The organism is Mycobacterium sp. Root265 (genome assembly GCF_001428895.1).
Taxonomy (GTDB): domain Bacteria; phylum Actinomycetota; class Actinomycetes; order Mycobacteriales; family Mycobacteriaceae; genus Mycobacterium.
This window is the reverse complement of sequence record NZ_LMJA01000022.1, coordinates 297,616-317,005: the sequence shown is the minus strand read 5'-3', so window position 1 is coordinate 317,005 and position 19,390 is coordinate 297,616. Positions and strand designations below refer to the sequence as shown.

Genomic DNA, 19,390 nt, shown 5'->3' with positions numbered 1-19,390 from the left:
GTTTCTCCTGATCTCGGGCAACTGACGATCTATAGACCGGAAGAGTCTCCGGTTCTCATCGCGTCACCGGCGAATGCAGGTAGCCGGCTACGCTATGGCCGGTCCGGCCGGGCGGCGACGCTACTTACATGCTCCCCTTGGTGCCGCTCAACCCGATGTCCTACCGCGATCAGGTCAAGACGCTGCGGTCCTTCAACACCGGCTTCGAGGTCTTCCGGGACACCGGCGGTCCGTTGACCCGGCTGCGACTCGCTCCGCGCTGGCTGATGCCCGACATCGTGGTGGCCACCTCACCGCAGGGCGCACACGATGTGCTCGGTCAGCCGGACAGCTGCGTGGACAAGACGATGATGCACAGCGAGATGCGGCATGTCCTCGGCGGCAACCTGTTCGATCTCATGCACGACGAGTGGCTGCCGCGCCGTCGCGCCCTGCAGCCGGTGTTCACCAAGAAACATGTGCAGACCTTCGGCGGGCACATGGCGCAGGCCGCGCATGCGGTGGTGGACTCATGGCGAGAGGGCGAACGCATCGACCTCGACGTGGAATGCCGGCACCTGACGATGCGGGCGCTGGGCCGTTCGGTGCTGGGCATCGACCTGGACCACCGGGCGGATCTCATCGACGAACCGCTGCGGGTGGCACTCACCTACGTCGCCGATCGCGCGACGTCGCCGATCCGCAGCCCGCACTGGTTGCCGACACCGGCCCGCGCGCGTGCCCGCGCCGCCAGTGCGGCCCTGCGCAAGCTCGCCGCCGACGTGCTGGACGCCTGCCGGGCCGACCCCGGACTGGATGCTCCGCTGGTGCGTGCACTGCTGGCGGCGAAGGACCCGGAGACCGGAAAAGGGTTGACCGAGGCTGAGATTCGCGATGAACTCATCGTCTTCATCGCCGCCGGTCATGACACCACCGCCACCACGCTGACGTATGCCCTGTGGCAGCTGGGTCGCAACCCGCAGATCCAGGAGACGGTGCGCGCCGAGGTGGCCGAACTGGAGGACCGTGAGTTGACGCCCGACGATGTCGCCGATCTGGGCTACACCGTCCAGGTGTTGAAGGAGTCACTGCGGCTGTGCCCACCGGCGCCCGGAACGGCGCGACGCGCGATGCGCGACATGGTCGTCGACGGCCACCGGGTCAAGGCGGGCACGCTGCTGCTGTGCGGAATCTATGCGCTGCACCGGGATCCGCAGTTGTGGGACCGGCCCCTGGACTTCGACCCGGACCGGTTCCGGCCCGAGGCAGCCAAACGCCTGAACCGTTGGCAGTATCTGCCTTTCGGTGCCGGGCCGCGGTCCTGCATCGGTGACCACTTCGCGATGCTGGAGGCCACACTGGCGCTGGCCACCATCGTGCGCCGAGCCGAGATACGTTCCGAAGAACCCGAATTCCCGGTGGCCACACCGTTCACCATGGTGGCGGGCGGACCGATCTGGGCATCGGTCACCTGGCGGCGCGCTCAGACCACCGAGTATCCGGGCGGCAGGGCGGATCGGCCGGTCAGCGCCGTCAGCACCGCTTCGCCCTGACCCAGCTGGACGGCGACCCGGGTGGCCAGCACCGCGGCCTGCTCCACGGCATCGGTGGGCAGGTCGAATTCGAGGCCGGCCGCCCGCGCGATGTCCAGGCCGTGCACCGTCAGCTCGAAGACCCGGGTCTGCAGGTAGTGCGACAGCCGGATGCCCAGCCCGCCGATCACGCTGATCACCGGGTCGCCGGCATTCTCGACGTCGGCGAGTGCCCGGGCGACGAGGCGGTCCACGGTGGCAACCGGATCGTCGCCGAGATCACGCCCGGCCTGGCGGCCGCGTTCGTTGATGGCCTCGGCCCCGGCGGATGTGGTGAACTCACGAACCCACACGTAATAGGCCACGGCGTCGTCTACGTCCTCGTGGTCGGCCGGTGTGCGAAGATACTCGCTGACGGTGATGAGTGAGCGTGAGGTGTGCCCGACGAGCGCGCGCATATCCCAATCGCCCAAGCCCGGACCGTCCCAGGCCGTTTCGGGTATCGCCCGCACCAGACGCGCGAAAGCCGCAGCGGCCGAAGCGAATACCGAGGCGGTCATGATGTCGCGATGCGGTCCCAACCGGTCACCGACTCCGGGGAGCGCGGTTCCGGCCCGACGTACACGGCCGACGGGCGCACCAGCTTGCCCAGTCGTTTCTGCTCCAGGATGTGTGCACACCAGCCCGCGGTCCGTCCGCAGGTGAACATGGCGGGCATCATCTTGGGCGGCACCTGGGCGAAATCCAGGATGACTGCGGCCCAGAACTCCACATTGGTCTCGATGGCGCGGTCGGGCCGTCGCTCGCGCAGTTCGGCGAGCGCGGCCTGCTCGAAGGCTGCCGCCACCTCATACCGGGGCACCCCGAGGCGCTGCGCCGTCGCGCGCAACACCCGGGCCCGGGGGTCCTCGGACCGGTACACGCGGTGGCCGAAGCCCATCAGCTTGTCGTTGCGATCGAGGATGCCCTTCACCACGGCCCGGGCGTCACCGCTGCGTTCGGCTTCGTCGAGCATCGGCAGCACCCGGGCCGGCGCGCCACCGTGCAGTGGCCCACTCATCGCGCCGACCGCGCCGGACAGTGCCGCCGCCACATCGGCGCCGGTGGAGGCGATGACGCGGGCGGTGAAGGTCGAGGCGTTCATCCCGTGCTCGGCGGCGGTCACCCAGTAGGCGTCGATGGCCTCGACATGCCGGGGATCCGGGTCGCCCTGCCACCGGGTCATGAAACGTGCCGTCACGGTGGCGCATTCATCGATGGAGCGCTGCGGGACGGCGGGCCGATAGATCCCGCGGGCGGATTGGGCCACATAGGACAGCGCCATCGCCGACGCGCGGGCGAGCTGATCGCGGGCGGTCGCGTCGTCGATGTCGAGGATCGGCGCGTACCCCCAGATGGGAGCCAGCATGGCCAGCCCGGCCTGGACGTCCACCCGGACATCCCCGGAGTGGATCGGCAGCGGGAACGGTTCGGCCGGTGGCAGCCCGTGGTCGAAGTCGCCGTCGACCAGCAATCCCCAGACCTCGCCGAACGTGACTCTGCGGTCCACCAGGTCCTCGATGTCGACGCCGCGGTAGCGCAGCGCGCCGCCGTCCTTGTCCGGCTCGGCGATCTCGGTGGTGAACGCCACCACCCCTGCGAGTCCGGGAACGAAATCCTTCGGCACCGATGACAGCTCCGTCATATGGCGATTCTCGCACTCGTCCGCAGCCGCCGCCGCGCGCGTACCGTTCTGCCAATGGAACCGGAACAGCTCGCGCGGATGCGAGCCGAATACGGGTCGGTCGAGAAGGACGGCAGCGCGGATCTCGACGTCGACTGGGTGGCCGACGGATGGCTGGCGTTGTTCAACCGATGGATGGGCGAGGCCCATGCGGCCGGGCTGTCCGAGCCCAACGCGATGGTGGTCGGCACCGTCGACGCGCAGGGCAGGCCGGTGACGCGCACGGTCTTGTGCAAGAGCGCCGGCGAGGAGGGGATCACCTTCTATACGAACTACGACTCCGCCAAGGGGGAGCAGTTGGCAATACGGCCGTATGCCTCTGCGACCTTCCCCTGGTACGGACTGGGCCGTCAGATTCATATACGCGGCCCGGTGATCCGGGTACCGGCGGAGGCGACCGCCGACTACTGGTCCAAACGTCCGCGCGGGTCACAGCTTGGCGCGTGGGCATCGCGGCAGTCCGCGCCGATCGCGTCCCGCGCCGCGCTACTCGGCCAACTCGCCGACGTCACGGCCCGGTTCGCCGACGTCGAAGCCGTTCCGGTGCCGTCCAATTGGGGTGGGTACCTGATCGCCCCCGAGGTCGTCGAATTCTGGCAGGGCCGGGAAAACCGCGTACATAACAGGATTCGGGTCACCCCCGCGGACGGTGCGGTGGAACGTCTTCAACCGTAACCTCCGGCGGTCTCTCAGGTGGTCGGGTTAGGATTCCTTGGTGGGCGCAGCGAACAGGGAAACCGATCTCGGTTTGCGCGAACGAAAAAAGCTACGCACCCGGGCGATATTGATCGACGCGGCGCTGGAACTGTGCCTGCGTCACGGGTACGAGCAGACGACCGTCGACCAGATCGCGGCGGTGGCCGAAGTCTCACCGCGCACCTACAGCCGGTACTTCGCCACCAAAGAGGCCGTCTTCCTCACCTTGCTGGAGGATCTCTCTCATGAGATCGCCGCCGAGGTGGCTCGTCTGCCGCGCGGTATCGGCCCGATCGAGGCGTTGCGGGCCGCCCATATCGCGGTGCTCACCAAGTCCGCGGCCGGGCAGATCGGCGGCTTCACCAGTGATCGCGTGGTGCTCACCCTGCGCGTGATCAATGGCGCAAATGCCCTGCGGCAGAGCGCGTTTGATTTCAAATCACCCGCCGTGCTGGCCGCTATGGCCGAGTTGATGGGCGTCGAACAGGATGACCGTCAATTATTGCTCGGACTTTCGGTCTTCTCCGCCATCATCATCGCCGCGTGCGGTGATCTGGTGGAGGACTCCGACGGGATGCCACTGGGTCCGCTGTTGATGATCGAGCGTCTCAACGGAGCGTGCGAACAGGTCGCCGGCTTCGCCGGTCAGATCTTCGCCGCCAGTCCCGGGCAACAGACAGCAGGCGACGATATTCCGGCGAATGTCTGAGCGCCCACCGAGCGGCCTTCGGGAGCGCAAGAAGCTGCGGACCCGCATCACGCTGATCCAGACCGCGGCCGAACTGTGCGAGCGGCAGGGGTTCGACAACACCACCGTCGAACAGATCGCCGCCGCCGCGGACGTGTCGCCGCGCACCTTCAGCCGGTACTTCCCGACCAAGGAAGCAGTGATCTTCGCCATCATCGAGGGCACCGCCGCCTTCGTCGCCGACGAGCTGGAACGGCTGCCCACCGACATCAACGAGTACGAGGCGATGCTGCGGGCCCACCTCAAGGCCGTGCAGCCCGGCCGGGACGGCAGGCCGACGCCGATCTTTCACCAGATGGCCGCGCTGATCCGGATCGTGAACTCCTCGGCGAGCCTCGCGGTGACCAACATCCCGTACCGCCAGCAGGCCGAACAGTTCCCCACGGTCATCGCGGTGGCCAAGCGGATGGGTCTGCCCCGCGACCACGACGCGGTGCACATGGTGCTGGAGGTCTGGACCTCCCTCATGAACGCCGCCACCCGGGGGCTGGGCACACCCGGCCACCCGGCCATCGAGCCGGAGATCGTTGCTGCGCGCATCTCGGCGGCCTATGAGACGTTGACCCTGACGTGGCGGCCGTGGTCCTCGGCCCTGCAGGCGACCGATCCGCCCGCCGGGGAACCCCCCGCAAGCGCGCCGGATTGTTAGCGACTACCGTCCAGTATCAAGAGACGGCCTCCGGTCGCCTCACCCATGCCGACGCCCAGAGAAGGGGTTCCAGTGGCCGACAACTCCAGCCCTGACGAGAAAGCCACCCTGTCCTATCCGGGCGGCTCCCTGGATCTGGAGATCGTGCACGCCACCGAGGGATCGGACGGCATCGCACTCGGCCCTCTGCTGGCCAAGACCGGTTACACGACGTTCGACGGCGGTTTCGTCAACACCTCGTCGACCAAGAGTGCGATCACCTACATCGACGGTGACGCCGGCATCCTGCGCTACCGCGGCATCCCGATCGAGCAGCTCGCGGAGAAGTCGACCTTCATCGAGGTCAGCTACCTGCTGATTTACGGTGAGCTGCCGACCTCCGATGAGCTCGCCTCGTTCACCAACCAGATCCAGCGGCACACCCTGCTGCACGAGGATCTCAAGCGCTTCTTCGACGGGTTCCCGCGCAACGCGCACCCCATGCCGGTGCTGTCCTCGGCGGTCAACGCGCTGAGCGCCTACTACCAGGACTCGCTGGACCCGCTGGACAACAAGCAGGTCGAGCTGTCGACGATCCGGCTGCTGGCCAAGCTGCCCACCATCGCCGCGTATGCCTACAAGAAGTCCGAGGGCCAGCCCTTCCTGTACCCGGACAACTCGCTGACGCTGGTGGAGAACTTCCTGCGCATGACGTTCGGCTTCCCGGCCGAGCCCTACGAGGTCGACCCCGAGATCGTCCGCGCCCTGGACATGCTGCTCATCCTGCACGCCGATCACGAGCAGAACTGCTCGACCTCGACGGTGCGGCTGGTCGGGTCCTCGCAGGCCAACCTGTTCACCTCGATCTCCGGTGGCATCAACGCGCTGTGGGGCCCGCTGCACGGCGGCGCCAACCAGGCCGTGCTGGAGATGCTGGCCAAGATCCGCGACTCCGACGGTGACGTCAAGGAGTTCGTCCGCAAGGTCAAGAACCGCGAGGACGGCGTGAAGCTGATGGGCTTCGGGCACCGGGTCTACAAGAACTACGACCCGCGGGCGCGCATCGTCAAGGAGCAGGCCGACAAGATCCTGGCCAAGCTGGGCGTCGAGGACGAACTGCTCGACATCGCCAAGCAGCTCGAAGAGATCGCGCTGACCGACGACTTCTTCGTGGAGCGCAAGCTCTACCCGAACGTCGACTACTACACCGGCGTCATCTACCGGGCGATGGGCTTCCCGACCCGCATGTTCACCGTGCTGTTCGCGCTCGGCCGGCTGCCCGGTTGGATCGCGCACTGGCGGGAGATGCATTCCGAGCCCGGCAAGATCGGCCGTCCGCGCCAGATCTACACCGGCTACACCGAGCGCGACTACGTCGACCTCGGCGGCCGCTGACTCCTTGGGGTACGGCGGGCAGGAGCAGAGAGATATCTCACTGCCCTCGGCATTGCCGTGAAACAGTTGTAGTTTCACAATAGTTGTGTGAATGACACCATCAGCACGCTGACTCCACGGCGTAAGGCGATTGTCCTCGCGTCCTGTTGTCTGAGTTTGCTGATCGTCTCGATGGACGCCACCATCGTCAACGTCGCGATCCCGTCGATCCGCACCGACCTGGGTGCCACGGCATCCCAGCTGCAATGGGTCATCGACGTCTACACCCTGGTGCTCGCCTCGCTGCTGATGCTCTCCGGCGCCATGGGCGACCGCTTCGGCCGGCGCCGGGTGTTCCAGGCCGGGCTGCTGATCTTCGCGATCGGCTCGCTGTTGTGCAGCCTCGCCCCGGGTATCGATGCCCTGATCGCGGCGCGGTTCCTGCAGGCCATCGGCGGCTCGATGCTCAATCCGGTGGCGCTGTCCATCATCTCGCAGGTGTTCACCGGACCGGTCGAACGCGCCCGGGCCATCGGCATCTGGGGCGCGGTCGTCGGGATCTCCATGGCGCTCGGCCCCACGGTCGGCGGCCTGCTCATCCACCTGATCAGCTGGCGGGCGGTGTTCTGGATCAACCTCCCGATCTGCCTGGCGGCCATCGTGCTGACGGCGATCTTCGTGCCGGAGACCCGATCGGCGACCATGCGCAACATCGACCCGGTCGGCCAGATGCTGGCGGTGGTGTTCCTGTTCGGTGCGGTCTTCACCCTCATCGAGGGCCCCGCGCTGGGCTGGGACAACGGGCGGGTCATCGGCGCGGGCGCGGTGGCGGTGCTGACCTTCGCAGCCTTCCTGCGCTACGAGTCGCGGCGCGCCGATCCGTTCATCGACCTGCGATTCTTCCGCAGCGTGCCGTTTGCCTCGGCGACCGTGATCGCCATCTGCGCATTCGCCTCCTGGGGTGCGCTGCTGTTCATGATGTCGCTGTATCTGCAGGGTGCGCGCGGATATTCGGCCGTCCAGACCGGACTGATCTACCTGCCCATCGCGGTCGGCGCGCTGGTGTTCTCGCCGCTGTCGGGTCGGCTCGTGGGCCGCTACGGGGCCCGGCCGTCGCTGCTGGTGTCCGGGGTGATGATCGCGGTGGCCTCGACGGTGCTGGCGCTGCTGCCGGAGTCCGCCCCGGTGTGGGCGCTGATGACGGTGTTCGCCGTCTTCGGTATCGGCTTCTCGATGGTCAATGCGCCCATCACCAACGCGGCGGTCAGCGGGATGCCACTGGACCGGGCCGGCGCCGCCTCCGCGGTGACCAGCACCAGCCGCCAGATCGGCGTCAGTATCGGTGTGGCCCTGTGCGGTTCGGTCGCCGGCGCGGCGCTGGCCGGCACCGGGGACTTCGCTGCCTCGGCGCGCCCGCTGTGGCTGGTGTGCGTGGTCCTCGGCGTGGTGATCGCGGTGCTGGGCTTCGTGTCGACATCACCGCGGGCCGTGGAGTCCGCGCGCAGACTCGCCCCGCTCATCGAAGGCCCGAAGGCGGCCGCCGATGTCCGATGATCTCGCCGGTCAGGTGTGGCGGCTGATGGCCTCGGTGGTGCACGGCAACCGTGACGGCTGGAAGCGTGCGGTTGTCGAGCAGTCCGGTCTGCCGTTCAGCCGCATCCGCGTGCTGAAGCGGCTCGCGGCCGCGCCGATGACGGTCAAGGGCGTGGCCGACGCGGCCACCATGGATGCCCCCGCCGCCACCGTCGCCGTCAACGATCTGGAGGAGCGCGGTCTGGTGGTCCGCCAGATCGACCCGAGCAACCGGCGGTCCAAGACGGTGTCGATCACCGACCTGGGCCGCGAACTCGTCGCCCGAATCGACGCGGTCGAGGATCCCGCGCCGGCTGCCGTCGCTGCCCTGAGCGAGGCTGAACTGATTGCGCTGCAAGAACTTCTGCGCAAGTTGAACTGAGACATTCCCCGAGTCGCTGCGCTCCGCCCCGCCGTCAACTCTCCAGCACAGCCATCGCCGCATTGTGTCCGCCGATACCGGACACCGCGCCGCCGCGGCGGGCTCCCGAACCGCACAACATGATCGCGTCGTGGTCGGTGGCCACACCCCAGCGTCGCGCCGGGGTGTCGAGTTCTTCGTCCTCTTCGGCGAACGGCCAGCCCAGCGCACCGTGGAAGATGTTGCCTGCGGTCATGCCCAGGGCATTCTCCAGATCGGTGGTGGTCTTGGCCTCCACACACGGCCTGCCGTCCGGATCGTGCATCACGACATCCTGGATCGGCTCGGCCAGTACCGAGTTCAGCGAATGCAGCGCCGCCGCAGCGAGTTTGATGCGCGCGGTGTCCGGATCCAGATCCGCGAGCAGGCCATGCGGGGTGTGCAGCCCGAACACGGTCAGCGTATGGGCGCCACTGCGGCGCAACGGCTCGGACAGGATGCTGGGATCGGTCAGCGAGTGGCAGTAGACCTCACACGGCAGCGGATCGGGAATCGCGCCCGATGCCGCGGCGGCATAGGCGCTGTCCAGCTGGCGCAGCGTCTCGTTGATGTGGAAGGTCCCGGCAAAGGCCTGCTCCGCGCCGACCCACTGATCGCGCAGCCGGGGCAGCCTTTTCAGCATCAGGTTGACCTTGATCTGGGAGCCCGGCGCGACCGTCGGCTCCGGCTCACCGAGCAGGCGGGCCAGCACCGCGGGCGTCACGCCGGCCAGCACGTGCCTGCCGTGGATGGTGTGCTCACCGTCGCGGGTGCGGAAGCTGACGTCACCGTCCGGGCTGATGGCGTATACCTCGGCGCCGGTGATGATCTCGGCGCCGAAACCGCAGGCGGCCGCGCTCAACGCACCGGTCACCGCGCCCATCCCGCCGACCGGCACGTCCCAGTCGCCGGTGCCCCCGCCCAGCAGGTGATACAGGAAGCAGATGTTCTGCACCAGTGACGGATCGTCGGTGGCGGCGAAGGTCCCGATCAGCGCGTCGGTGGCCATCACCCCGCGCACCAGGTCGCTGCGCACCGCGTCGGCCACGGTGTGCCCGATGGGTGTCTCGATCAGCGCCTGCCAGGCGGCGGCCGCGGCCGGATCGCCGGCGGCCAGCACCCGGTTGTGCAGGGTGTTGCGGGTACTCAGCGGCGCCATCAGCGTCGGCCACACCGCGCCGGTCACCACCCGGGCGCGCCGGTAGAACTCGTTGAACCGTGCCTCGTCACCGGCCGCGCCGATGGCCGCGAAGGTGTTTCGCGGGCCGATCAACAAACCGGTGGCGCCGCGGTTGGCCGGATCCGGCGTGTAGGACGAGTAGCGGCGACGGGCCAACCGGAACCGGGCGCCGAGATCCTCGATGATGCGGCGGGGTAACAGGCTCACCAGGTAGGAGTACCGGGACAACCGGGCGTCCACGCCGTCGAAGGCATGCGCGGACACCGCGGCGCCGCCGACATGGTCCAGGCGCTCCAGCAGCGTGACCCGCCGGCCCGCTCGGGCCAGGTACGCCGCCGCGACGAGACCGTTGTGCCCACCTCCGACGATGACGATGTCTTGGTCTGGGGCCACAAAACCAGTTTGCCCGACTACGGTATGAAACCGTGGCAACGAAACCCGAGATTGAATTTCCCGATGGCCCCGCACCCAGCGAACTGGTCATCGAAGACGTGACGATCGGCGACGGCACCGAGGCGGTGCCGGGCGGCACCGTGCAGGTGCATTACCTGGGCGTCGAGTACGACACCGGTGAAGAATTCGACAGCTCGTGGAACCGCGGTGAGGCGATCTCGTTCCCGCTGCGCGGTCTCATCCAGGGCTGGCAGGACGGTATCCCCGGTATGCGTGTCGGCGGCCGCCGCAAGCTCACCATCCCGCCGGAGCTGGCCTACGGCCCGGCCGGTGGCGGACACCAGTTGTCCGGTAAGACGCTCATATTCGTGATCGACCTGCTGGCAGCTCGCTGAGCCAGGCGACCCTGACGATGCCCACGCCCGGCGCGAGCCGCTTCCACCGGCGCCCGCCGGGCGCGGGTTGGCTCGCGGCGCTCATCGCGGTGCCGCTGGGCCTCGCGCTGATCGGGTCGGGCGGGTGGAATCAGGCCGACGATTCGCTGCCGCTCACCGAGATCAGCACACAGACCACCCTGGCCCGCAGCGACGGTGCGCGTGCCACCGTGCTGATGGCGCCGCTGTCGTTGCAGCGCAGCGGCGATGACGTCGTGCTCAGCGGTCAGGTGCCCGACGAGCTGTCCCGGACGTTTGCTCTGGACCGGACCCGGACGCTGTTACCGGGCACCGATGTCATCGATCTGCTGACCGTCATCGGCGGTATCACCGCCACCGACCTTGCGGGGCTGGATCCGGTGCTGACCGCCGCCGCGGCGCTGCCGGACTTCGGGTTCAGCATCGAGGGCGGCGATATCGTCCTCACCGGGACCGCCCCGTCGGAGGCGGTCGCCACCGGTGTGGAGGACGCGGTGCAGTCCGCGTGGCCGGACCTGGCGGTGGTCGATGACATCGCGGTCATCACGCCCGGTCTCGCGCCGCCGCAGGCACCGACGAGTCCGGGCCTGACCGGTGACTGCGCGGATCTGCAACAGAGCGTCTCCGGTCTGCTCCGTACCCCGATCCAGTTCGACGCCAACGGATTGCGGGTGTCCGACAGTTCGGCACCGCTGCTCGCCCAACTGGCCGACGAGTTGCAGGCGTGCCCGGATGCCAGGGTGTCGGTCACCGGTCACTCCGATGACGCGGGCTCGGATTCCGTCAATCTCTCGGTCAGTGCCAGCCGGGCGAAAGCTGTTGCCGACGCCCTCATTTCGCGGGGGGTGCGCCCGCGACTGGTGACTTCTGAGGGGGTCGGTGCGGCCGAGCCGGTCGCGAGCAATGACAGCGAGTCGGGCCGGGAGCAGAACCGGCGTATCGAGATCACGGTCAGCTGAGGGGGACTGCGTGGAATTCGTGATGCAGTGGTTCTGGTACCTGCTGGCGTTCGTGCTGGGATCGGCGGTGGCCTGGGGAGCGACCGTGCTGCTGGTCAAGCCGGCCGCTGAAGAGGAGACGTCGTGAGCCTGACCCTGCTGGCGCTGTCGTTCTTCCTCGGCGTCGTGGTGACGCTGGCCTTCACCCTGCGCAGGACGCCCTAATGCGGGCCCGGCAGCTTCAGTAGCAGGCGTGTCCCGCCCAGCGGACTGGCCTCCAACGAGGCTGTGCCACCGTGGAGTTCGGCCTGCTGGGCCACCAGGGCGAGGCCGAGGCCCGAACCGGAATGCGACGCCGTGGAACCGCGGGAGAACCGCTCGAACACCTTGGTGCGTTCCTCTTCGGGTATCCCGCAGCCGTCGTCGTCGACCGCGATCTCCACACCTTCGCGCGAACTCACCGCCGACAGCTGAACCCGGCTCGCATCGCCGTGTTTGACCGCATTGGCGATCGCATTGTCGACCGCCAACCGCAGGCCGGCGGCCAGGCCGAGGATCAGCACCGTCGGTGCGGGCACCAGGGAGACGTCCAGCTCCGGATACACCCGCATGGCGTCGTGGGCCGCCCGGTCCAGCAGTTCGGTCAGATCGACCGGTGCGTGGTCATCGGAGGTGGACAGCTGGCCCTGGGCCAGCCGTTCCAGGGCCGAGAGGGTGGCCTCGATGCGGGACTGGGTGCGGATGACATCGCCGAGTACCTCGACGCGCTGTTCGTCGGGCATGTCCAGGGTGGCGAGCACTTCGAGGTTGGTCCGCATCGCGGTCAGCGGGGTGCGCAGCTCATGGGAGGCGACCGCGGCGAAATCGCGTGCCGACTCCAGCGCGGCCTTGGTGCGCTGCTGCTCATCGCCGATGCGGGCCAGCATGCCTTCCACGGCCTCGCCGATCTCGCTGGCCTCCCACACCCCGCGCACATTGACCTCGTCCGGATTGGACTGCGCGTTGATGGCACGGGCCTGCTGGGCGAGCCGGCGGAACGGGGTGATCATGACCGCCGAGATGACCCAGCCGACCACCAGGGTGCCGCCGATGACACCGCCGCTGATGATCAGCACCCGGCGGTGCTGGGAGTTGATCTGGCGTTCGGTGTCGGTGAGTGTCGCGCCGAGCGCAATGGAGGCCTGGCCTGCGGTGAACGTCCGGACCCGGTACTCGGTGCCGTTGATGGTGGTGGTCTGGAAACCGTCCGGGAACTCCGGCAGCACCACATCGGCCGGAATCGACACGGTGGCGCCGCCGATGCGCGCGGTCCGCACCAGGTCGGGATCGCCCTCCGGGGCGTCGGCGTCGACTTTCATGGCGCTGCTGAGCAGCGAGCTGACATCACCGAGGCTGCTGATCGAATCGAGCCTGCGGTCCAGCTGGCTGTACTGCTCGTTGGTGATGCCGATCCACACCCAGGTGCCGATGATGATGACGGTGGCGACCACGCCGAGCGCCGCGGCCACCACGATGGTGCGCAGCGACAGGATGCGCTTGGGTAGGCCGAGCGCGCGGTACAGCCGGTCGTTCAGGTCCACGGCGACAGTCTGGACTACTGGGTCCGCAGCACGAAGCCCACACCGCGCACGGTGTGCAGCAGCCGGGGTGCGCCGTTGGCTTCGAGCTTGCGGCGCAGGTAGCCGATGAACACGTCGACCACGTTGGTGTCGGCGGCGAAGTCGTAGCCCCAGACCAGCTCGAGCAGCTGAGCCCGGGACAGCACCGCGGTCTTGTGCTCGGCCAGCACGGCCAGCAGGTCGAACTCACGCTTGGTCAGGTCGACGTCGGTGCCGTTGACCCGGGCGCGACGGCCGGGGATGTCGACCTCCAGCGGGCCCACCGAAATGGTCTCCGAGGAGAACGTCGCGGTCGAACCCCGTCGCCGCAGCAGCGCCTTGACCCGGGCCACCAGCTCCTGCAGCACGAACGGCTTCACCAGATAGTCGTCGGCGCCGGCCTCCAGGCCGGCGACCCGGTCGTCGACGCTGGTGCGTGCCGACAGCACGCAGACCGGCACGTCGTTGTCCATGGCGCGCAGCGCGGTGACCACGCTGACACCGTCCAGCACCGGCATGTTGATGTCCAGGACGATCGCGTCCGGGCGGGTCTCGGTGGCGCTGCGCAACGCTTCGGCGCCGTCGACGGCGGTGGACACCTCGAACCCGGACAGCCGCAAGCCACGTTCTAGCGAGGCGAGTACGTCGGGATCGTCGTCGACGACGAGAACCCGAGGCGAGACCGAGGCACCACTTTCCATGACGCCAATACTGCCTGATAGCCGTCGCAGGCTGGGGGATGCTGGGTTAAGCGTCGGTGTTGTCGCGCGGCGCGGCACTGAGCCGCCGTACTTCGGCCCGCAACTTCTCGATCTCGTCGAGGACCTCACGAATGTGTCCGGTCGTCACTGCGTGGTCGGCGGCCCGGTCATCGGAGACGCGCTCGACGATCCAGGAGGCCAGGGTCGCGGTGATCGAGCCGACCAGCGTGATGCCGCCGATCATCAACAGCACGGCTATCACCCGGCCGGTTGTCGTGACCGGAGTCAGATCGCCGTAACCGACGGTGGTGATGGTGGTCACCGACCACCACAGCGCCTCGCCGAAGTCGGTGACGTGCGCCCCCGGCGCTGCGCGTTCGGCGTCCAGGACGGCCAGCGAGGCCACCAACACCAGCAACACGGCGCCTGACACCGTGTAGAGCACCACCTTGCCGCGGATCGCGCTGCCTGCAGCCCGCTGCAACACCTGGATCAGGATCAGCAACCGCACCAGCCGTAGCGGCCTGAGCAGCGGCAGCGCGACGATCGACAGGTCCAACAGGTGGCTGCGGAACCAATGCCATCGGTCGGGGGCCAGGCTCAGCCTGACTGCGTAGTCGATGGCGAACACCAGCCAGGACGTCCAAATGACGATCTCCGCCGCTGGTCCGCTGGGCTGAGCGAGGACGTCGACGGCGTAAGTGATGAGAAAGATCAGCGCCACCGCAGCTAGTGGCCACTCGGCTCGTCGTTCCCAGACTTCCAGGTTTCCCAACGCCTCGGCCTGCACGCCTTCGAGGTAGCCCCTCGGCCGGAAGGGGAAACATTTGACCTCATCCATTGTTGAGGTTCTACGGTCAGTTAATCGGTTGGCGCCCGTGGGAACATTTGATGTCGGGGGATGTCGGTGTGATGCGCTAGAAATCAAGGGGAGGTGGTTGCGCATGTCTGGACTGCGATCGGTGCCGGCGATCGCGCCGCCACCGCGGCGCATCAGGTCGTCCTCGGACATCCTGCGGCTGCTGCCGTACCTGAAGCCCTACCGGGTCCGCTGGATCGCGATGGTGGTGGCGGCGTTCGTCAGCCTGGCCGCCACCGTGTCGGTGCCGCTGCTCACCAAGGCCGTCATCGACGGACCGGTGCGCGAGAAGGACTCCGCGGGCCTGTGGACGCTGGGTCTGGCGGCCACCGCGCTGCTCGTCATGGAAGCGGTGCTGTGGTTCATCCGGCGCTGGCTGGTGGCGCGCGCGACGATGGGCGTCGAGGCCGACATCCGCAAGGATCTCTACGCGCGGCTGCAGATCCTGCCCATGTCTTTCCACGGCAACTGGCAGTCCGGGCAGCTGCTGTCGCGGGTGATGAACGATCTCAGCGCCATCCGGCAGTTCCTGTCCTTCGGGCTGCTGTTCCTGATGCTCAACATCGTGCAGATCATCGTGGTGACGACCATCCTGCTGGCGATGTACTGGCCACTCGGCGTCGTCGTGGTGGTGGCCATCGTGCCGATCACCCTGACGATCCTGCACTTCCAGCGGCAGTTCACCCTGCTGTCCCGGCAGTCCCAGGACCAGGCGGGCAACGTCGCCACCCACGTCGAGGAATCCGCGCTCGGGCTGCGGGTCATCAAGTCCTTCGGCCGCGAGGACCATGCCTACCGCGGCTTCGACGAGCGGGTCACCGGCCTGTTCGACACCGAGGTCCGAAAGGTCGGGGTGTCCGCCAAGTTCTGGACGCTGCTGGAGGTCATCCCCAACATCACGCTGATCATCGTGCTCGGATTCGGTGCGTATGCCGCCGGCCACGGCCTGGTCACCATGGGCACCCTGGTCGCGTTCATCACCATGATGCTGTCGCTGGTGTGGCCGATCGCGTCACTGGGGTTCCTGCTGTCGATGACGCAGGAGTCGATGACGGCGGCCAACCGCGTCGTCGAGATCTTCGACGAGCCCCGCACGATCAGCGACGGACCGGAGGGCCAGGCGCCCCGCGGCGGCCGGCTGGAACTCGTCGACGTCGGGTTCCGCTTCCCGGACAGCGACGACTGGGCGCTGCGGCACGTGAACCTCGCCGTGGAGTCCGGGGAGACCGTCGCCCTGGTCGGTGCGACCGGATCCGGCAAATCCGTGCTGGCGGCGCTGCTGTCCCGGCTGCACGATGTCAGCGAGGGCGCGATCCTGGTCGACGGCACCGACATCCGTGAGCTGTCGCTGCCCGCGTTGCGCCACACCGTGGCCACCGCCTTCGAGGACCCGACGCTGTTCTCCATGTCGGTCGCGGAGAACCTGCGCCTGGGCAATCCGGACGCGACCGAGGAGCAACTGGCCGAGGCCATCGGCGTGGCCGCCGCCGAGTTCGTCTACGAGCTGCCGTTCGGTCTGGACACCCGCATCGGCGAGCAGGGCATGAGCCTGTCCGGTGGTCAGCGCCAACGCCTTTCGCTGGCCCGCGCCATCATCGCCGACCCGCGGATCCTGGTGCTCGACGACACCCTGTCGGCGCTCGACGTGCACACCGAGGCCGAGGTCACCGAGGCGCTGGGCCGGGTGCTGCGTGATGTCACCGGCATCGTGGTGGCCCACCGCGCCTCGACGGTGCTGCTCGCCGACCGGGTCGCCCTGCTCGACAGGGTTGGTTCTTCTGGGGCAACCGTCACCCGGGTGGGTACGCACGCCGAGCTGCTGGCCGACGCGCCGGAATACCGGTATCTGCTGGCCGCCGACGAAGAGTTGGCGGAGGCAGGCCAGTGAGCACCACGGACTGGCGCGGCAAGGCCGTCTCGGCCGACGACGAGAACCTGCCCATCGACGAGTCGATCTCCCGACGCCGGGAGGCCCGCACCCTGCTGGGATCGCTGCTGCGGCCCTACAAGTCGGTGGTCGCGGTGCTCGCCGTGGTCGTCGTGCTGGAGAACGCGGCCCGGCTGTCGGTGCCGCTGCTGGTGCAGCGCGGAATCGACCACGGCATCCCGCCGATCGTCGCCGGCGGCACCGCGCGGGAACTGTTCCTGATCCTGGCAGTGCTGTGCGGCGTGGTGTTGCTGCAGGCCACCAGCCGGCTGTACTTCCTGCGCCGGTCCGGACGGATCGGCCAGGAGATCCTGATCGAGCTGCGCCGCAGGCTGTTCCGCCACTTCCAGCGCCTCGACGTGGCCTTCCACGACCGCTACACCTCGGGCCGGGTGGTGGCCCGGTCCACCAACGATGTCGACGCCATCCAGGACATGCTGGCCACCGGGTTCGACGGTCTGATCACCGCGGTGCTGACCATGTTCGGCACCGCCGTGCTGCTGATCGTGCTGGACTGGCGGCTCGGGCTGGCGTGCCTGTGCGCGTTCCCCATCCTGGTGGGTCTGACGCTGTGGTTCCGCAGCGAGTCCTCGCGCACCTACCTGAAGGTGCGTGAGGCCGCGGCGCTGGTGATCGTGCAGTTCGTCGAGACCATGACGGGCATCAAGGCGGTGCAGGCCTACCGCCGCGAACCCCGCAACCAGGAGATCTTCGAAGACGTTGCCGACCAGTACAAGTCGATCAACGAGCGGGCCTTCAAACTGCTGGCGGTCTTCATGCCGGCGGTGCGGCTGACCGGCAACCTCACCACCGGCGCGGTGCTGCTCTACGGCGGCTACCTGGTGCTCGAAGACCAGATGACGCTGGGCACCCTGACCGCTTTCCTGCTGTATCTGCGCATCTTCTTCGAACCCATGCAGGAGATCTCGCAGTTCTTCAACACCTTCCAGTCCGCGTCGGCGGCGCTGGAGAAGATCGCCGGTGTGCTCGACGAGGATCCCGACATCGAGGACCCGGCGCATCCGGTGCGGCTGCAGGACGTGAAGGGCCACATCACCTTCGATGATGTGCACTTCTCGTATGTGCCGGATCGTCCTGTGCTGCCGTCGCTCACACTGGACATCCCGGCCGGGCAGACCGTGGCGCTGGTCGGCACCACCGGCGCGGGCAAGACCACCATCGTCAAACTGCTGGCCCGGTTCTACGACCCGGTCAGCGGGTCGGTGACGCTGGACGGCACCGATCTTCGCGATATGGCCCAAGCCGATCTGCGCTCGCATGTGGTGATGGTGACGCAGGAGAACTTCATGTTCGAGGGCACCGTCGCCGACAACATCCGGTTCGGCAGGCCGTCGGCGACCGACGCGGAAGTCCGCGAGGCGGCGATCGCGGTCGGCGCGGACCGGTTCATCGACGCGCTGCCCGAGGGGTATCTGACCAGCGTCGCCAAGCGTGGCGGCCGGCTCTCGGCCGGGCAGCGTCAGCTCATCGCGTTCGCCCGGGCGTTCCTTGCCGACCCGGCGGTGCTGATCCTCGACGAGGCGACCTCATCGCTGGACGTCCCGAGCGAGCGGATGGTGCAGCGCGCGCTGGCCACCGTCCTTGCCGACCGCACCGCCGTGGTGATCGCGCACCGCCTGTCCACCGTGCAGATCGCCGACCGGGTGCTGGTGCTCGAACACGGCGAGGTGGTCGAGGACGGGCCGCCGGCCGAATTGATCAGCAGGGACGGCCGGTTCGCCGCGCTGCACCGAGCCTGGGTCGAGTCGCTGGCGTGAGTCTTCTTCGGGTGTCATCTGTCGCGTTACCGATCGAGTTCGGCGACGAGGAACACAATTTCGCCGCTACGCGGGCCGCGCTACGGGCCTCCGAGCCGGGGCTGATTGTACTGCCGGAGTTGGCCACCAGCGGGTACGTCTTCCACGACATCGACGAGGCCCGTGCGCTGTCGATGGCCGTGGACGATCCGCGGCTGACGGCGCTGGCCGGTGATGTTCCCGACGGCGCGGTGGCGGTGATCGGATTCTGCGAACGGGTGGGCGAGCAGTTGTTCAACTCGGCGTTGGTGTTCGACCGCACCGGCACGCTGGGCTGCTACCGCAAGGCGCATCTGTGGGACGAGGAGTACCGGTTCTTCAGCCTCGGTGACGAGGCGGGGCTGGTACTGGACACGCCGATCGGCCGGCTCGGCGTCGCGATCTGCTATGACATCGAATTCCCGGAAGTGCCACGGCGGTTGGCGCTGGCCGGCGCCGAAGTGCTTGCGCTACCGGTGAACTGGCCGCGGGCGGAGCGGCCGGCCGGCGAGCATGCGCCCGAGACCATCCAGGCCATGGCCGCCGCGCGCGCTTCGCGCCTGCCGACCGCGATCGCCGACCGGCATGGCACCGAGCGTGGTGTGCAGTGGACCGGCGGCACGGCGGTCATCGACCGCGACGGCTGGATCGTCGCGACGCCCGACTCGGATGGTGTCGCGTCGGCGGTGGTGAGCATCGACCCGAGCAAGACCCTGGGCGCCAACAATGATGTGTTCGCCGACCGGCGCCCGGAGTTGTACTAGGGAATGGCGAGTGCTAATCAAGTCCTGAGTTTTGTGCTATGCCAGTGCGAATAAGGTGATTGATGAACTTTCCGTCAGCATCTCGCCGATCATGCGGAAATTGCTCTCGGACCTAACCGAGTCAGTTACTGACGTTTGCCGGGGCGCAATCCGTGACCGGTCGGACAGC

Annotated in this window: 19 protein-coding genes; 13 read left to right on the top strand and 6 right to left on the bottom strand. The window is 68.0% G+C overall.

What is annotated here, in order from left to right; all coding sequences use genetic code 11:
- Positions 1-128: 128 nt before the first annotated feature.
- Positions 129-1,532, top strand: a complete 1,404-nt coding sequence (locus ASE48_RS18060) for a cytochrome P450 (protein ID WP_082614263.1) — start codon at positions 129-131, stop codon at positions 1,530-1,532.
- Here the strand turns inward: ASE48_RS18060 and ASE48_RS18055 are convergent.
- Both ASE48_RS18055 and ASE48_RS18050 read right to left on the bottom strand, forming a co-directional pair.
- Positions 1,463-2,071, bottom strand: a complete 609-nt coding sequence (locus ASE48_RS18055) for a maleylpyruvate isomerase N-terminal domain-containing protein (RefSeq protein WP_057168459.1) — start codon at positions 2,069-2,071, stop codon at positions 1,463-1,465. The two genes, ASE48_RS18060 and ASE48_RS18055, sit on opposite strands and share 70 nt — an antisense overlap.
- Positions 2,068-3,195: a citrate synthase 2 gene (locus ASE48_RS18050; protein WP_057168458.1), complete on the bottom strand. Its 1,128-nt coding sequence runs from the start codon at positions 3,193-3,195 to the stop codon at positions 2,068-2,070. Before ASE48_RS18050 ends, ASE48_RS18055 begins: the two co-directional genes overlap by 4 nt.
- 54 nt (positions 3,196-3,249) lie before the next feature.
- Between ASE48_RS18050 and pdxH the strand changes: the two genes are divergently transcribed.
- The 6 genes from pdxH (at position 3,250) to ASE48_RS18020 (ending at position 8,634) form a co-directional block, all read left to right on the top strand.
- Positions 3,250-3,909 (top strand): pyridoxamine 5'-phosphate oxidase, encoded by a 660-nt coding sequence (gene pdxH, locus ASE48_RS18045; RefSeq protein ID WP_057168622.1) that lies wholly within the window; start codon positions 3,250-3,252, stop codon positions 3,907-3,909.
- Positions 3,910-3,949: 40 nt separating this feature from the next.
- Positions 3,950-4,639 (top strand): TetR/AcrR family transcriptional regulator, encoded by a 690-nt coding sequence (locus ASE48_RS18040; protein WP_162264243.1) that lies wholly within the window; start codon positions 3,950-3,952, stop codon positions 4,637-4,639.
- Entirely contained in the window at positions 4,632-5,327 is a 696-nt protein-coding gene (locus ASE48_RS18035) for a TetR/AcrR family transcriptional regulator (protein ID WP_057168456.1), read from the top strand. The genes ASE48_RS18040 and ASE48_RS18035 overlap by 8 nt, the downstream gene beginning before the upstream one ends.
- A 72-nt stretch (positions 5,328-5,399) precedes the next feature.
- Entirely contained in the window at positions 5,400-6,701 is a 1,302-nt protein-coding gene (locus tag ASE48_RS18030; protein WP_082614261.1) for a citrate synthase, read from the top strand.
- A gap of 108 nt (positions 6,702-6,809) precedes the next feature.
- Entirely contained in the window at positions 6,810-8,234 is a 1,425-nt protein-coding gene (locus ASE48_RS18025; RefSeq protein ID WP_057168620.1) for a DHA2 family efflux MFS transporter permease subunit, read from the top strand.
- Positions 8,224-8,634: a MarR family winged helix-turn-helix transcriptional regulator gene (locus ASE48_RS18020; RefSeq protein WP_057168455.1), complete on the top strand. Its 411-nt coding sequence runs from the start codon at positions 8,224-8,226 to the stop codon at positions 8,632-8,634. The genes ASE48_RS18025 and ASE48_RS18020 overlap by 11 nt, the downstream gene beginning before the upstream one ends.
- Positions 8,635-8,668: 34 nt before the next feature.
- Here ASE48_RS18020 and ASE48_RS18015 read toward each other — a convergent pair whose 3' ends face one another.
- A complete protein-coding gene (locus ASE48_RS18015) occupies positions 8,669-10,225 on the bottom strand; it encodes a phytoene desaturase family protein (RefSeq protein WP_057168454.1) in 1,557 nt (518 codons plus the stop codon).
- A 32-nt stretch (positions 10,226-10,257) separates the two neighbouring features.
- On the opposite strand from ASE48_RS18015, the gene ASE48_RS18010 reads away from it, so the two are divergent.
- The 3 genes from ASE48_RS18010 to arfB are packed head-to-tail and all read left to right on the top strand — an operon-like array spanning position 10,258 to position 11,724.
- Entirely contained in the window at positions 10,258-10,620 is a 363-nt protein-coding gene (locus ASE48_RS18010) for an FKBP-type peptidyl-prolyl cis-trans isomerase (protein WP_057168453.1), read from the top strand.
- Positions 10,621-10,637: 17 nt separating this feature from the next.
- On the top strand, positions 10,638-11,597 hold the full coding sequence (gene arfA / locus ASE48_RS18005) for a channel-forming protein ArfA/OmpATb (protein WP_057168452.1): 960 nt from the start codon (positions 10,638-10,640) through the stop codon (positions 11,595-11,597).
- Positions 11,598-11,607: 10 nt separating this feature from the next.
- Entirely contained in the window at positions 11,608-11,724 is a 117-nt protein-coding gene (arfB, locus tag ASE48_RS33825) for a channel accessory protein ArfB (RefSeq protein WP_442928731.1), read from the top strand.
- 73 nt (positions 11,725-11,797) lie between these two features.
- Here the strand turns inward: arfB and ASE48_RS18000 are convergent, their stop codons facing one another.
- Genes ASE48_RS18000 through ASE48_RS17990 form a run of 3 tightly spaced genes read right to left on the bottom strand, consistent with a single transcriptional unit; the run spans position 11,798 to position 14,716 of the window.
- Positions 11,798-13,156, bottom strand: a complete 1,359-nt coding sequence (locus ASE48_RS18000) for a sensor histidine kinase (protein WP_057168451.1) — start codon at positions 13,154-13,156, stop codon at positions 11,798-11,800.
- Between the two features lie 14 nt (positions 13,157-13,170).
- Positions 13,171-13,875 (bottom strand): response regulator transcription factor, encoded by a 705-nt coding sequence (locus ASE48_RS17995; protein ID WP_057168450.1) that lies wholly within the window; start codon positions 13,873-13,875, stop codon positions 13,171-13,173.
- A gap of 46 nt (positions 13,876-13,921) precedes the next feature.
- Positions 13,922-14,716 carry a potassium channel family protein gene (locus ASE48_RS17990; protein ID WP_082614260.1) on the bottom strand — a complete coding sequence of 265 codons (795 nt, stop codon included), beginning with the start codon at positions 14,714-14,716 and terminating at the stop codon, positions 13,922-13,924.
- A gap of 103 nt (positions 14,717-14,819) precedes the next feature.
- On the opposite strand from ASE48_RS17990, the gene ASE48_RS17985 reads away from it, so the two are divergent.
- The 3 genes from ASE48_RS17985 to ASE48_RS17975 are packed head-to-tail and all read left to right on the top strand — an operon-like array spanning position 14,820 to position 19,221.
- Positions 14,820-16,622, top strand: coding sequence for an ABC transporter ATP-binding protein (locus ASE48_RS17985; protein WP_057168449.1), 1,803 nt, complete (start codon positions 14,820-14,822; stop codon positions 16,620-16,622).
- Entirely contained in the window at positions 16,619-18,439 is a 1,821-nt protein-coding gene (locus tag ASE48_RS17980) for an ABC transporter ATP-binding protein (RefSeq protein ID WP_057168448.1), read from the top strand. Before ASE48_RS17985 ends, ASE48_RS17980 begins: the two co-directional genes overlap by 4 nt.
- Before the next feature lie 11 nt (positions 18,440-18,450).
- Positions 18,451-19,221, top strand: a complete 771-nt coding sequence (locus ASE48_RS17975; protein ID WP_235571297.1) for a nitrilase-related carbon-nitrogen hydrolase — start codon at positions 18,451-18,453, stop codon at positions 19,219-19,221.
- Positions 19,222-19,390: the final 169 nt, after the last annotated feature.

Bases quoted from the DNA above. Each gene is read 5' to 3' on its own strand.
- ASE48_RS18060 (WP_082614263.1), top strand. From the start codon at position 129: ATGCTCCCCTTGGTGCCGCTCAACCCGATGTCCTACCGCGATCAGGTC.
- ASE48_RS18055 (WP_057168459.1), bottom strand. From the start codon at position 2,071: ATGACCGCCTCGGTATTCGCTTCGGCCGCTGCGGCTTTCGCGCGTCTG.
- ASE48_RS18050 (WP_057168458.1), bottom strand. From the start codon at position 3,195: ATGACGGAGCTGTCATCGGTGCCGAAGGATTTCGTTCCCGGACTCGCA.
- pdxH (WP_057168622.1), top strand. From the start codon at position 3,250: ATGGAACCGGAACAGCTCGCGCGGATGCGAGCCGAATACGGGTCGGTC.
- ASE48_RS18035 (WP_057168456.1), top strand. From the start codon at position 4,632: ATGTCTGAGCGCCCACCGAGCGGCCTTCGGGAGCGCAAGAAGCTGCGG.
- ASE48_RS18020 (WP_057168455.1), top strand. From the start codon at position 8,224: ATGTCCGATGATCTCGCCGGTCAGGTGTGGCGGCTGATGGCCTCGGTG.
- arfA (WP_057168452.1), top strand. From the start codon at position 10,638: ATGCCCACGCCCGGCGCGAGCCGCTTCCACCGGCGCCCGCCGGGCGCG.
- ASE48_RS17995 (WP_057168450.1), bottom strand. From the start codon at position 13,875: ATGGAAAGTGGTGCCTCGGTCTCGCCTCGGGTTCTCGTCGTCGACGAC.
- ASE48_RS17990 (WP_082614260.1), bottom strand. From the start codon at position 14,716: ATGGATGAGGTCAAATGTTTCCCCTTCCGGCCGAGGGGCTACCTCGAA.
- ASE48_RS17985 (WP_057168449.1), top strand. From the start codon at position 14,820: ATGTCTGGACTGCGATCGGTGCCGGCGATCGCGCCGCCACCGCGGCGC.